This is a genomic window from Streptomyces sp. NPDC087844, assembly GCF_044742785.1.
In the GTDB taxonomy this organism is placed as follows: Bacteria; Actinomycetota; Actinomycetes; order Streptomycetales; family Streptomycetaceae; genus Streptomyces.
Window position 1 is genome coordinate 122,953 of the sequence record NZ_JBIUVD010000013.1, and the last position, 12,097, is coordinate 135,049.

General features: G+C 70.4%; 13 protein-coding genes. 9 read left to right on the plus strand and 4 right to left on the minus strand.

The features are described from left to right. The first annotated feature begins 288 nt into the window (after nucleotides 1-288). Nucleotides 289-411: a hypothetical protein gene (locus tag ACIOKD_RS24745; RefSeq protein ID WP_402087850.1), complete on the plus strand. Its 123-nt coding sequence runs from the start codon at nucleotides 289-291 to the stop codon at nucleotides 409-411. 73 nt (nucleotides 412-484) lie between these two features. Here the strand turns inward: ACIOKD_RS24745 and ACIOKD_RS24750 are convergent, their stop codons facing one another. Further along, nucleotides 485-1,048 (minus strand): NAD(P)H-dependent oxidoreductase, encoded by a 564-nt coding sequence (locus tag ACIOKD_RS24750; protein ID WP_402087852.1) that lies wholly within the window; start codon nucleotides 1,046-1,048, stop codon nucleotides 485-487. Between the two features lie 117 nt (nucleotides 1,049-1,165). Here ACIOKD_RS24750 and ACIOKD_RS24755 point away from each other — a divergent pair, with 117 nt between their 5' ends. Beyond that, nucleotides 1,166-1,828: a TetR/AcrR family transcriptional regulator gene (locus ACIOKD_RS24755; protein ID WP_402087855.1), complete on the plus strand. Its 663-nt coding sequence runs from the start codon at nucleotides 1,166-1,168 to the stop codon at nucleotides 1,826-1,828. 89 nt (nucleotides 1,829-1,917) lie between these two features. Continuing rightward, on the plus strand, nucleotides 1,918-2,952 hold the full coding sequence (locus ACIOKD_RS24760) for a LacI family DNA-binding transcriptional regulator (protein ID WP_402087857.1): 1,035 nt from the start codon (nucleotides 1,918-1,920) through the stop codon (nucleotides 2,950-2,952). Nucleotides 2,953-3,099: 147 nt separating this feature from the next. On the opposite strand, the gene trxA is transcribed toward ACIOKD_RS24760, so the two are convergent. Then, nucleotides 3,100-3,477 carry a thioredoxin gene (gene trxA, locus ACIOKD_RS24765; protein ID WP_402087859.1) on the minus strand — a complete coding sequence of 126 codons (378 nt, stop codon included), beginning with the start codon at nucleotides 3,475-3,477 and terminating at the stop codon, nucleotides 3,100-3,102. A gap of 122 nt (nucleotides 3,478-3,599) precedes the next feature. Here trxA and ACIOKD_RS24770 point away from each other — a divergent pair, with 122 nt between their 5' ends. Beyond that, nucleotides 3,600-5,036, plus strand: coding sequence for a dihydrolipoyl dehydrogenase family protein (locus tag ACIOKD_RS24770; protein ID WP_402087861.1), 1,437 nt, complete (start codon nucleotides 3,600-3,602; stop codon nucleotides 5,034-5,036). 113 nt (nucleotides 5,037-5,149) lie between these two features. Here the strand turns inward: ACIOKD_RS24770 and ACIOKD_RS24775 are convergent, their stop codons facing one another. Next, complete coding sequence (locus ACIOKD_RS24775) at nucleotides 5,150-5,791, minus strand: peptide deformylase (RefSeq protein ID WP_402087864.1); 642 nt, start codon at nucleotides 5,789-5,791, stop codon at nucleotides 5,150-5,152. Nucleotides 5,792-5,967: 176 nt separating this feature from the next. Between ACIOKD_RS24775 and ACIOKD_RS24780 the strand changes: the two genes are divergently transcribed. After that, the gene (locus tag ACIOKD_RS24780; protein ID WP_402087866.1) at nucleotides 5,968-7,428 is read left to right on the plus strand and encodes a PepSY-associated TM helix domain-containing protein; all 1,461 of its coding nucleotides are present in this window, start codon (nucleotides 5,968-5,970) and stop codon (nucleotides 7,426-7,428) included. Between the two features lie 86 nt (nucleotides 7,429-7,514). Here ACIOKD_RS24780 and ACIOKD_RS24785 read toward each other — a convergent pair whose 3' ends face one another. After that, complete coding sequence (locus ACIOKD_RS24785; RefSeq protein WP_402087870.1) at nucleotides 7,515-7,862, minus strand: tetratricopeptide repeat protein; 348 nt, start codon at nucleotides 7,860-7,862, stop codon at nucleotides 7,515-7,517. 120 nt (nucleotides 7,863-7,982) lie between these two features. On the opposite strand from ACIOKD_RS24785, the gene ACIOKD_RS24790 reads away from it, so the two are divergent. The 4 genes from ACIOKD_RS24790 to ACIOKD_RS24805 all read left to right on the plus strand — a co-directional run bounded on the left by ACIOKD_RS24790 (nucleotide 7,983) and on the right by ACIOKD_RS24805 (nucleotide 12,066). After that, on the plus strand, nucleotides 7,983-8,948 hold the full coding sequence (locus tag ACIOKD_RS24790) for a pirin family protein (RefSeq protein WP_402087872.1): 966 nt from the start codon (nucleotides 7,983-7,985) through the stop codon (nucleotides 8,946-8,948). A 1,288-nt stretch (nucleotides 8,949-10,236) separates the two neighbouring features. Further along, the gene (locus tag ACIOKD_RS24795; protein WP_402087876.1) at nucleotides 10,237-10,581 is read left to right on the plus strand and encodes a helix-turn-helix domain-containing protein; all 345 of its coding nucleotides are present in this window, start codon (nucleotides 10,237-10,239) and stop codon (nucleotides 10,579-10,581) included. Continuing rightward, nucleotides 10,568-11,086, plus strand: coding sequence for an ImmA/IrrE family metallo-endopeptidase (locus tag ACIOKD_RS24800; protein ID WP_402087879.1), 519 nt, complete (start codon nucleotides 10,568-10,570; stop codon nucleotides 11,084-11,086). The genes ACIOKD_RS24795 and ACIOKD_RS24800 overlap by 14 nt, the downstream gene beginning before the upstream one ends. Before the next feature lie 656 nt (nucleotides 11,087-11,742). Next, nucleotides 11,743-12,066 carry a hypothetical protein gene (locus ACIOKD_RS24805; protein WP_402087882.1) on the plus strand — a complete coding sequence of 108 codons (324 nt, stop codon included), beginning with the start codon at nucleotides 11,743-11,745 and terminating at the stop codon, nucleotides 12,064-12,066. Nucleotides 12,067-12,097 lie beyond the last annotated feature (31 nt).

Consider the following 12,097-nt stretch of genomic DNA (forward strand, 5'->3'; position numbering starts at 1 on the left):
GTCATAGCGGGCTGCCACCTCCGGGAGCACGATGTCTACCGAACGGTAACCTCCGGATGGCGTATGCGGTACGGGGCGGGCAACTCCATTGGCGGGAACGGAGGTTCGCCCGCGTGCCGAGCCCTCCCCGGCGGTCTCGACCCCCGAGGAGGTCGGGCGCAAGCTGGGCGTCCTGCGCGGACACCGCGACGCCGTGGGCCGCGACCACGCCGAGGTGCGCGGGACGATGGTCCACTCGGGCGACCCCAGGAGCGGGGCCGAACCGAACCGGACGCCTTCACACGGGAGTTGGCGGACTACGCCAAGCTCGGCATCGAGACCGTGATCCCGGGTTCGCGCGTCGACGAGCCCGCCGAGTGGATCGAGCGCGGCGTCGCCCCGGTGGTGGAGCGGCCGGCCGGACTCGGCTGAGGCGAACCTGTCACCGCGTACGACGGTGACGCGCGGCGGTGGCCGCGCGTCACGCGAACGCGGAGTGTCCCGGTCAGGCGGCGACGGGCGCGGTGGCCTCGCCGTGGATCCGGCTGATGACCTCGGTCAGCTGGGCGGCGACCTCGGCGTCGTCGGAGGGGTGCGTCTCGGCGAAGCGGACGACCGAGCCGGCGATGGAGAGCTTGATGTCGCCGAGAACCCTGGCGCCGGCGATCCCGGCGGACTTGCGGGCCTCGTCCTGGGCCCAGACGCCGCCGAACTGGCCGTAGGCGGTGCCGACCACGGCGAGGGGCTTGTCCTTGAGGCCGCTCGCGCCGAACGGGCGGGACAGCCAGTCGATGGCGTTCTTCAGGACGGCCGGGATGGTGCCGTTGTACTCGGGCGAGAAGAGCAGGATGGCGTCGGCGCCGGCCGCGGCCTCGCGCAGCCGGGCGGCGGCGGCCGGGACGTCGCCCTCGATGTCGATGTCCTCGTTGTAGAAGGGGATGTCGGCCAGACCCTCGAACAGGTCGACCTCCGCGCCCTCGGGCGCGAGCTTGACGGCGGCCTCGGCGAGCTGCCGGTTGTGGGAGCCGGCGCGGAGGCTGCCGACGAGCGCGAGGATACGAACAGTCATGGGGGGCTCCAAGGGGGATGAAACATTGCCGTTACGATCCGGACCGGGGTCCGTTTAAAGTTCTACCAGTCAAACGGACCACGGTCCAGTTTTCTTCCCCGGCGTTACGCTGTCTTCATGTCAGCCTTCCTGCCGCCCTTTCCCAAGCCTCAGGCGCCGACCGGCGAGCCCGTTCTCCTGGAGCTCACCTCCGGTGAGGACGAGCCGTGCCTGCGTGCCGACGCGGCCCGCAACCGGGCCCGGCTGCTGGAGGCGGCCACCCGCCTGGTCGCGGAGCACGGCGCGGCCGGCGTGACGATGGAGGCGGTGGCCGTGGCCGCCGCGGTCGGCAAGGGAACCGTCTTCCGCCGCTTCGGCGACCGCACCGGCCTGCTGATGGCGCTCCTGGACCACTCCGCCAAGCAGCTCCAGGCCGCCTTCCTCAGCGGGCCGCCGCCACTGGGCCCCGGCGCACCTCCGGTCGAGCGGCTGAGGGCGTTCGGGTGTGCCGTCCTGCGTCAGTCCGTCGAGCAACTGGATCTGCAACTGGCCGCCCAGCCGGAGCCGGCCCGCCGCTTCTCGTTCCCGCCCCAGCGTTTCCTGACCGGCCACGTCACCCTGCTGCTGCGCCAGGCGGTGCCGGACGCCGACTGCGCCCTCCTCGCCCAGGCGCTGATGGGGTACCTCGACCCCGCGCTGATCCACCACCTGACCAAGGAGTGCGGGATGCCGCTGGAACGGCTGGAAGCGGGCTGGACCGACCTGGTCGCACGCATGACGCGTACGGAGTCGCACGGCTGACCCGTACGGAACTGCCTTGGCGGGGAAGCGACTTGGGCCGCCCCCCGCCCCTGGGCCCGCGCGGGGCTTCTGCAAGGATGCCGTACCTCATGGTGCAGCTACCGAAAACGTCCGCCCCTCCGCCGCCCGCGCAGCACTCCGTGCCGACGAGTGCCGATGTGGCCCGTCTGGCGGGAGTGTCACGCGCGACCGTCTCCTACGTCCTCAACAACACCAGCGCCGTACGGATCAGCGAGCCCACCCGCCGCCGCGTCCACCGGGCGGCCGAGGAACTCGGGTACGTGCCGCACGCCGCGGCCCGCAGTCTGCGCGCCGGGCACAGCCGCATGGTCCTGATGCCCGCGCCGGACGTGCCCGTGGGCCCGCTCTACAGCCAGTTCTTCAACGAACTCCAATGGGCGCTCAGCCGTCTCGAATACACCGTCGTGCAGTACGGGGGACTGGGCCTGCGGGGCGACGAGGCGGCCCGCGCCTGGGCCGAGCTGCGGCCGGTCGCCGTACTGGCGCCCGGCGGGGGCCTTGGGCCGCGGGGCGTGTCCGTGCTCAAGCGCTCGGGCGCCCGGGCCGTGGTCACCCTCGGTCCCGACCGCATCGAGGGCGCACACGCGCTCCTCATGGACCACCAGGAGGTCGGCCGCAGCGTCGGCGCGCACCTGCTGGCCCGGGGCTACCGCCGCGTCGGGGTACTGGTCCCCGAGGATCCCGGTCTGGAGATCTTCTCCAGGCCCCGCCTCGTAGGCGTACGGCAGGCTCTGGCCGGTACGGACGCCACGGTGACCGAGGTGCCGCTCGCCTACGACGAGAAGGCCGCGGCCGATCTCGCGGGGCGCTGGCGGTCGCTCGGCCTGGACGCCGTCTTCGCGTACAACGACGAGTTCGCGATGCTGCTGATGCGCGCGCTGCAGGACGAGGGAGTCGGTATACCGGGCGAGACGGCCGTCGTCGGCGCGGACGATCTGATGCTCGGGCGGCTGTTGCGGCCGCGGCTGAGCACGGTCCACATCGAGCTGCCGTCCGGGCGTGAGCTCGCCGAGCTGGTCGACCGCGCGGTGCGGGAGCCCGCGACGGAGCCGGAGGCGCACGAGGTGTTGGGGGCGGAGATCGTCCACCGGGAGTCGAGCTGACGGCCCGCCGGCCGGCCCGGGGCGTTGCCCTGCGGGCGGCCGACATGCGGTCGTGCGTGGTGATCCGCGGCTGCGCGCGGGTTGCTCGCGCCCGCGCGGCGGAGCCGCATACTGATACAGCCCCGCGCCCCTTACGGGCGCCGGCCGTTATTCGGCCTTCTTCGCCTGCTCCTCCGCGACCGACTTGCGGACCTCGTCCATGTCCAGCTTGCGGGCCTGGCCGATGACGTCCTCCAGGGCGGCCTCGGGCAGCGCACCCGGCTGGGCGAAGATCGCCACCTGGTCGCGGATGATCATCAGAGTCGGGATCGACTGGATGTCGAAGGCCGCGGCGAGCTCCGGCTGCGCCTCCGTGTCCACCTTGGCGAACACCAGGTCGGAATTGGCCTTGGCCGCCTTCTCGTAGACCGGGGCGAACTGCCGGCACGGGCCGCACCAGGACGCCCAGAAGTCGATCAGGACGAATTCGTTGTCCGTGACCGTCTGGTCGAAGTTCTCCTTGGTGAGCTCCACGGTGCTGCTCATGGCGATGATTCCCTCTTCTCGGGGTCGGTGCGCGGCCGTTGTGCACAACGGCACCGACCGGCGCCGTATTCCGCGCGCATACCCGTGTGGCCACGACCCACACCAACGGCCAGACTGGCCCCATGACGGAAACGGAAACCAACGTGTACGACGTCGTGGTGCTAGGGGCCGGGCCCGTGGGGGAGAACGTCGCCGACCGCGCCCGCGCGGCAGGCCTCTCCGCCGCGATCGTGGAGAGCGAACTGGTCGGCGGCGAGTGCTCGTACTGGGCCTGCATGCCCAGCAAGGCCCTGCTGCGACCGGTGATCGCCCGCGCGGACGCCCGCAAGGTGCCCGGCCTGAGCCAGGCCGTGCAGGGCCCCCTCGATGCCTCGGCGGTCCTCGCCCACCGCGACTACTACACCTCGGACTGGAAGGACGACGGCCAGGTCCAGTGGCTGGAGGGCGTCGGCGTCGACCTCTACCGGGGACACGGCCGGCTCGACGGACCCCGCCGGGTCACGGTCGAGGGCCCCGACGGGGAACGGCACGTACTGACGGCCCGGCACGCCGTGGCCGTCAGCACCGGCACCCGGGCCGTGCTGCCCGACCTGCCGGGAATCGCCGAGGTCAAGCCCTGGACCAGCCGCGAGGCCACCAGCGCGCAGGCCGCCCCTGACCGCCTCGTGGTCGTCGGCGGCGGAGTCGTCGGAGTGGAGATGGCCACCGCCTGGCAGGCCCTCGGCTCCCAGGTCACGGTCCTCGTCCGCGGCAAGGGCCTGCTGCCCCGCATGGAGCCCTTCGCCGGGGAGCTGATCGCCGAGGCGCTCACCGAGGCGGGCGCGGACGTGCGCACCGGTGTCTCGGTCGAGTCCGTGACACGGGACGGCGGCACGGTCGTCGTCACCACCTCCACGGGCGACCGCATCGAGGCCGACGAGATCCTCTTCGCCACCGGACGCGCCCCGCGCACCGACGACGTCGGCCTGGAGACGGTCGGCCTCACCCCCGGTTCCTGGCTGGAGGTCGACGACAGCCTCCGGGTCACGGGCAGCGACTGGCTGTACGGGGTCGGCGACGTCAACCACCGCGCCCTGCTCACCCACCAGGGCAAGTACCAGGCCCGGATCGCGGGCGCCGCCATCGCCGCCCGGGCGGCCGGTGTGCCGCTCCTGGAGAGCGACCGCTGGGGCGCGCACTCCGCGACCGCCGACCACGCCGCCGTCCCCCAGGTCGTCTTCACCGACCCGGAGGCCGCCGCCGTGGGCCTCTCCCTCGCCGAGGCCGAGCAGGCCGGCCACCGCGTCAGGGCGGTCGACGTCGACCTCTCCACGGTCGCCGGCGCCGGCCTGTACGCAGACGGCTACCGCGGCCGGGCCCGGATGATCGTCGACCTGGACACCGAGACCCTGCGCGGCGTCACCTTCGTCGGCCCCGGCACCGGCGAGCTGATCCACTCCGCCACGATCGCGGTCGTCGGAGAGGTCCCGGTCGACCGGCTGTGGCACGCGGTCCCGTCCTACCCGACGGTCAGCGAGGTGTGGCTGAGGCTGCTGGAGGCGTACCGCGACAGCAAGTAACCCGACCGCGAAGCGGCCCGGAGCAGCGGCCCGGAGCAGCGGCCCGGAGCAGCGGCCCGGAGCAGCGGCCCGGACCAGCGGCCCGGACCAGCGGTCCGGACCAGCGGCCCGGACTACAGGTGGAAGCCCAGCCGCTTCGCCGCCTCCGACGGAGTCGGCTGGGCCCACCACCGCCCCATCGCCTCGTTCGAGGACAGCGAGCGCAGTTCGGCGCGGTCGAGGTAGAGCGTGCCGTCCAGATGGTCCGTCTCGTGCTGCACGATCCGGGCCGGCCAGCCCGTGAACACCTCGTCCACCGGACCGCCGTGCTCGTCCCGCGCCAGGAGCCGCACCTCGACGGGCCTCGCCACCACCGCCTGCCAGCCCGGCACGCTCAGACAGCCCTCGAAGAACGCGGCACGCGCGGTGCCCACGGACTCGTACACCGGGTTGACCAGGACCCGGAAGGGCAGCGGTACCCGGCCGCGTACCTCGCGGATCTCGTCCGGTACGGGCGCCGGGTCCTCGATCACCGCGATGCGCAGGGGGATGCCCACCTGGGGCGCGGCCAGCCCGACTCCCGGCGCCGCGTGCATGGTGTCGCGCAGGGCCGAGACGAAGCGGGCCAGGAGCGCGGGGTCCAGCTGGCCGTCGAACGGTTCGGCCGCGCCGCGCAGCACGGGGTCACCGGCGGAGACGATCGGCAACGGGCCCGGACGGGCGAGGAGTTCCTCCACTCGGTCGCTGACGGGCGTGAGGTCACTGGATGATGCCATCGTGCCAGCATGCCAAGCCGGTGTCCGGGGTGCGAGGCGGCTCCCTGGCACAGGAACAGCCGTGTGACCCACGGCACACGAATCTCCGGGAACTCGACGGACCCGCCCACCGACTACTGCACCGCAACGGCCGAGTACGGCCCCGTCGTCACCTGCCCGACCGGAGAAGCCAGCCGATGTCCACCGCTCCCACGACCGAGACGGACGAGTCCCCGAAGTCCGCCACCCCCGCCACGCCCAAACCCGGCGGCTGGGCGCCGCTGCGCCCGCTGGTGCTGCGGCTGCACTTCTACGCCGGGGTGCTCGTCGCTCCGTTCCTGCTGGTCGCCGCCACGACCGGATTCCTCTACGCGGCGTCGTTCCAGGCCGAGAAGATCCTCTACTCGCACGAGATGACCGTCCCGGTCGGCGACGAGAAACTGCCGATCTCCGAGCAGGTCGCCGCCGCGCGCAAGGCCCACCCGGAGGGAACGGTCTCCGCGGTACGCCCCTCGCCCGAGGACGACGCCACGACCAGGGTGATGCTGTCCGGCGTCTCCGGCATCGGCGAGACCCACACCCTCGCGGTGTTCGTCGACCCGTACACCGCCAAGGTGCGCGGGGCGCTCGAACAGTACGGATCCACCGGCGCCCTGCCGCTGCGCACCTGGATCGACGAGTTCCACGCGAACCTGAGACTCGGCGACGACGGCCGCCTCTACAGCGAACTCGCCGCCAGCTGGCTGTGGGTGATCGCCGGCGGCGGTCTGGTCCTCTGGTTCGGCCGACGCCGTACGCAGCGGAAGATACGTGGCACCAGCGGGCGCCGGCGCACCCTCGGTCTGCACGGCTCGGTCGGCGTCTGGGCCGCGGTCGGCTTCATCTTCCTCTCGGCGACGGGCCTGACCTGGTCGACGTACGCCGGAGCGAACATCGACGAGCTGCGCACCTCGCTCCGCCAGGCGACCCCGTCGGTGTCGGCCGCCACGGGCGGCGAACACTCGGGCCACGGCTCAGGTTCGGCCGAGGGCGGCGTCGAGCACGGTGTCGGCCTCGACAAGGTGCTGGCCGCCGCGCGGGCCGAGGGCCTGGGCGACCCGGTGGAGATCGTGCCGCCCGCCGACGACTCGTCGGCCTACAAGGTCGGCCAGGTCCAGCGCAGCTGGCCCACCAAGCAGGACGCGGTCGCGGTCGACCCGGCGACCGGCGAGGTGACCGACACCGTGCGGTTCGCCGACTTCCCGGTGCTGGCCAAGCTCACCCGCTGGGGCATCGACGCGCACACCGGTGTCCTCTTCGGCATCGTCAACCAGCTGGTGCTGATGGCCCTCGCCCTCGGCCTGATCCTGCTGATCCTGTGGGGCTACCGCATGTGGTGGCAGCGGGGCCGGGCCTCGGCCTTCGGCCGTCCCGTCCCGCGCGGCGCCTGGCAGCAGGTGCCGGCGCACGTCCTCGTCCCGCTGATGGCGGGCATCGCGGTCCTCGGGTACTTCGTGCCCCTCCTCGGCATCTCGCTGGCCGCCTTCATCGCGGTGGACGTGGTCCTGGGCGAGATCGCCCACCGGCGGGGCAAACGCACGTACGGCCCCGCGAAGGGGGCCGTCAAGGAGGCGGTGCGGCAGACCGAGAAAGAGACTGAGAAGGAGACCGCCAAGTAGCGCGGGCCCCGGGCCCCGGGGCCCGGCGGCGCTGTGTCGCGCCGCCGGGCCATCCGGGCCGCCAGGGGTCCTTCGCTCACAACGACTCACAACGAGTCGAAATCTCCCGCGAGGGCGGAGGCGAGCCGCAGGTGCGGCCGGGCCTCGTCGTCGCGGCCCTGGCGCTGGAGCGTCCGGCCGAGCATGAGGCGGGCGTAGTGCTCCACGGGGTCACGCTCGACGAGGACGCGCAGCTCGGCTTCCGCCCGGCTCAGCTGCGCCGAGTGGTAGTAGGCGCGGGCCAGCAGCAGGCGGGGGCCCGTCTCCTGCGGCACCTCCTCGACCAGACTGTCGAGAACGCGCGCCGAGGCGGCGTAGTCCTTGGCGTCGAAGAACATCCGGGCGCGCTCCCAGCGCTCCGCGGTCGTCCCGTGGGCGTAGTAGGTCGTGTCCACGTCTGTGACCTCCTCTGTTTCCTTCGACGGGCAGAACCGCCCCAGGTTGTTGAATATTCCACGACCTATGGAGGGAGGACAGCATGACGGACGGTCCTCCACGGGGCTAGGTTGTGGGCCATGAGCAATCTTGATCGCGAGGCCGTTCCCGCTCTGTGCGGCGGCCGGGGTTTCGTGGTGGCGGAGCCGGTACGTGAACTCCTCAGCCCCCGCCGGGTCAAGCTCGGCGAGTCCAGCGAAGTCCGGCGGCTGCTGCCCAATCTGGGCCGGCGCATGGTGGGCGCCTGGTGCTTCGTCGATCACTACGGTCCCGACGACATCGCCGAAGAGCCCGGGATGCAGGTCCCGCCGCATCCGCACATGGGCCTGCAGACCGTCAGCTGGCTGCACGAGGGCGAGGTGCTGCACCGCGACTCCACGGGCAGCCTGCAGACGATCCGCCCCCGTGAGCTGGGTCTCATGACCTCCGGCCGGGCCATCAGCCACTCCGAGGAGAGCCCCAGGTCGCACGCCCGCTTCCTGCACGGCGCGCAGTTGTGGGTGGCTCTGCCCGACAGCGACCGCCACATCGACCCGCGTTTCGAGCACCACAGCGAGCTGCCCGTCATCACGGCCCCCGGCCTCAAGGCCACAATCGTCCTGGGCGGCGTCGACGGCGCCGCCTCGCCCGGCACGACGTACACGCCGATCGTCGGTGCCGATCTGGCCCTCGCCCGGGGCGCCGACGTACGCCTGCCGCTGGAGCCGGACTTCGAGTACGCCGTGCTGTCCATGTCCGGCGAGGCCCACGTGGACGGCGTGCCGCTGCTGCCCGGCTCCATGCTCTACCTCGGCTGCGGCCGCACCGAACTGCCCCTGCGGGCCGAGTCGGACGCAGGCCTGATGCTCCTCGGCGGCGAGCCGTTCGAGGAGGAGCTGGTCATGTGGTGGAACCTCATCGGGCGGTCCCACGAGGATATCGCACAGGCCCGCTCGGACTGGATGACGGGGGCGCGGTTCGGTGAGGTGAAGGGCTATGACGGTGACCGGCTCCCCGCCCCGAACTTGCCGCCTGGGGCGCTGAAACCGCGGGGACGGGTACGCTGACCAGTACGGATGCTGCGGTTGCTGTCGGCGGGGGCGCGGCCCGGGGAGGTCCTGAGCGCATCGAATGCGGGTAGCCCTGGGCGAGCGATCATGCTCGGCCCGGAGGGCTTGGGGGTGCGCACCAATTCGCGGGTTTAGCCGTCTGTAGCAAGGTCTGGCAAACCGAATGCTGACCCAATGCTGACTCTACTGACGCGTAATCAGATGAGCTCGCGGCTGTGTGCCGCAGACGTGCTTAGGACTACCTCGGCCCCTTCCGGTAGGCGTCGCCGACATCGGACCGTGCGGGGCTCGCAAGGCAACGCGCGGCCGCGTGGGATCCCGTTCTGCTGCGCGTGGGTGTCGCGGTTGTCTGTCGGGAGCCGACAACAGTGACAGGGGGGTAGCGAGCGGCAGCCTTGTGGTGCGTGTCATCGCCTGCCCGCGAGTGCGCGTCCTTTCGATCGGCGGAATGCATCGGTCTGTAGACGGTCGGACGTCTCTCGAGGGCTTTGCGAGGAGTCGCGCCGTTGCTCGTCGAACAGGTCCTCTGGCTGGACGCGGCATGCGCGCGGCGATGCCGGAACGTGAAGGCGTCGGTGTCCTGGCGAAGTGCTGTGCCAGCGCGTAGCATCAGGGCGCCCTCGTGATCAGTCTCCCTCCGCCGCAGGCAGCGGGACTCCCTGGGCGCCTAACCAGATTGCGAACCAAGCGGCCGGCCGTTGCACTAGACGAAATTCAGAGCGTGCCGCTTGCGCCCTCTCCTGATGTCCCTACCGCCGGGAAAGCTGAAGAGCCCGGAGAAGCTACTCCGGGGCCACGCTCCCTTGTCGGTCTCGGTGGGTGGTGCTGGTGACCGTAAACGGGGCTGCCACTGCCACGGGCGGGTGGCGAATCGGTCGTCAGCGCTCATGGCTCATTCGCTTTGGGGCTGTCGTCGGTGATTGATAAGGAACAGGCGGGGGGCCGTCTCTGCCGTGCGGGTGGTGGTCAAGCGACCGTATCCGAGTACGTGACTGCTCCTCGTGAGGGAGGCCAATGGGGCAAGGCGCGAAAGCGGCAGGCCGATGATCTCTGTCTCCCGTACCGCCTCATTCGTACGACGCCGTGGCGGCACCCGAGGCGGTGACCGAGCCGCTGCTCGTCATGGCAAACAGCTATGGGAGGTGTGGTCGCCTCCGGCGCGACGTCGCAGTGCTGATCGTCCTGGCCCGAGCGGAGTCGTTGGCGCGTGGGATACGCGATTTCCACGCGGGTGTGCGTTCGGTTGAGTGCCTGGCAGCGCCCAAGACGGGGAAGTAGGTTGTCAGTGAGGCTGGCATCGCTTGTGGGCAGTGTGGAGGAGAAGGCGTTCAACTCGGCCGTAGGGCGGCTGATCCGTGAGACCAGAACCCGATCAGGGCTGACGCAGGAACTGCTGGGACGGCGGGCCGGGCTGTCGCGTGGATCAATCACGAACATCGAGGCCAGCACGCAGACACCGCCCCTATACCGACTCGCTCGCATCGCGGCGGTGCTGAACGTGCGGCCGGCCGAGCTGCTTCCGTCGCTCCTGCCGGAAGAGGTCGTGGGTATCCCGGCCCGGCATGTGGCCGATGTGGCGTCCGTGTGGTCCGAAGCTGGGAAGCTGAAGGACGCCCATGGCCAGGGCTGACGTTGCCGCACGTGCCCTCCTGCGGGCATTCGAGATCACCACTGTGCCCATCGACCCGTATGAACTGGCGCGTCGCCTGAATGTCGTGGTGGTGCCGCAGGAACTGGATGACGATGTCTCGGGCATGTTGCTACGGCGGGATGGCAGCTGTGTGATCGGCGTCAACCGGACGCATTCGGAACACCGGCGCCGCTTCACGGTGGCGCATGAACTCGCCCACCTGCGTCTGCACCGAGGCCGGCCGTTGATCCTGGACACCGACACCCGTGTGAACTACCGCAGTACCGTGTCAAGCATGGCCACCGACCGTGAAAAGATCGAAGCAAACCGTTTCGCCGCGGGTCTACTCGCCCCCGAGGCATTGGTGCGCGGCGCGGTGCACCAGATCAGTTTTCGGACCGTCGACGAACTGGTTGGCGTGCTGTCCGGAAAGTTCAAGCTGAGCGAGATCGCGATGACCTACCGCCTCATGAACCTGGGCATCATCTCCGGCCCAGGCCAGTAAGCCTTCGTGGCCTCCGCGGAGAACCGTGGGCGGGGCGAGTTCGCTCACGAGTGTGACTTGCCCTGCGCCCAAGCGAGTTGAGGGCGTGTCAGTAGAGTCGACCGACCGGATGTCAGTGAAACTGTCCACCGAAGAATGTCTTGCGCTGAGATGGCTCTGTGCGCTGTGCTTGTTACAGCAGTGAGCAGTCGCGCTTTCTGTGAATGACGTGCACCCTGTGCGGCATTGGTCGAGTGGGTGTGCACCTGACTGGGCTGTGCCAGGCGTGTCTTCCTGTCCGTGACGATGGACAGCGGCACTGGCCGGACAGCACCGTTTCAACTGGCCTGCCGCACAAACACTGCCTCAACCAGTTACCCACAGCGACCAGTCGGCTTGATCACATCGTCAGGTGAAACAAGGCACTGGGCGGTCGGCTTTCCTTTCACCCGCCGTGACGTTCCGGGCATTCGGCCAGCCCTCCATAACTCTCGGCGCTGCGCCACAGCCCGCAACCCTCGTGTGGGGACGCTGCGGCCGATGTGCTTCACCAGCCGACCTGCGGTCTGTGTGTCTGCTTCTTCAGGACCAAAGACCGCGAGGCATCACCCGCTCTCGATCCAGCCGCCGTCGCGGCGAAGGGCAGCCCTCACTCCGCCATCTCGGGAAGGATTCCCATGCAACACGTCAACTGCTTCTCCACGTTCCTACGGGAGACCGTCAACCTCAGCCAGGCCAAACTCGACCTCCTCGCCGTGCGCGTAGAGGCCATCTACCAGGCCCTCAAGAGCGACCCCGAACTCGGCCCGCTGATTATCGGCAAGAAACCCCAAGGGTCCTGGGCGCAGCGCACCATCATCAATCCGTCCGGTCGCCTCTCGGTCCGGCCATCGTCGGCAAGTCGATATGACTGCCGGGGCAACGCCTCGGACGACCACAACCGCACCCACCTGGGCGGCGCCCGATACCAGGCGTCCGAACAACCGCTCCTCGAATATTGAACCGAACGGTTGGGAATGGGGTACGCTCTTC

Excerpts from the sequence above, each read along its gene's own strand:
- ACIOKD_RS24775 (WP_402087864.1), bottom strand. The coding sequence starts at position 5,791 with ATGGCATCATCCAGTGACCTCACGCCCGTCAGCGACCGAGTGGAGGAA.
- ACIOKD_RS24760 (WP_402087857.1), top strand. The coding sequence starts at position 1,918 with ATGGTGCAGCTACCGAAAACGTCCGCCCCTCCGCCGCCCGCGCAGCAC.
- ACIOKD_RS24790 (WP_402087872.1), top strand. The coding sequence starts at position 7,983 with ATGAGCAATCTTGATCGCGAGGCCGTTCCCGCTCTGTGCGGCGGCCGG.
- trxA (WP_402087859.1), bottom strand. The coding sequence starts at position 3,477 with ATGAGCAGCACCGTGGAGCTCACCAAGGAGAACTTCGACCAGACGGTC.
- ACIOKD_RS24805 (WP_402087882.1), top strand. The coding sequence starts at position 11,743 with ATGCAACACGTCAACTGCTTCTCCACGTTCCTACGGGAGACCGTCAAC.
- ACIOKD_RS24780 (WP_402087866.1), top strand. The coding sequence starts at position 5,968 with ATGTCCACCGCTCCCACGACCGAGACGGACGAGTCCCCGAAGTCCGCC.
- ACIOKD_RS24770 (WP_402087861.1), top strand. The coding sequence starts at position 3,600 with ATGACGGAAACGGAAACCAACGTGTACGACGTCGTGGTGCTAGGGGCC.
- ACIOKD_RS24755 (WP_402087855.1), top strand. The coding sequence starts at position 1,166 with ATGTCAGCCTTCCTGCCGCCCTTTCCCAAGCCTCAGGCGCCGACCGGC.
- ACIOKD_RS24800 (WP_402087879.1), top strand. The coding sequence starts at position 10,568 with ATGGCCAGGGCTGACGTTGCCGCACGTGCCCTCCTGCGGGCATTCGAG.
- ACIOKD_RS24750 (WP_402087852.1), bottom strand. The coding sequence starts at position 1,048 with ATGACTGTTCGTATCCTCGCGCTCGTCGGCAGCCTCCGCGCCGGCTCC.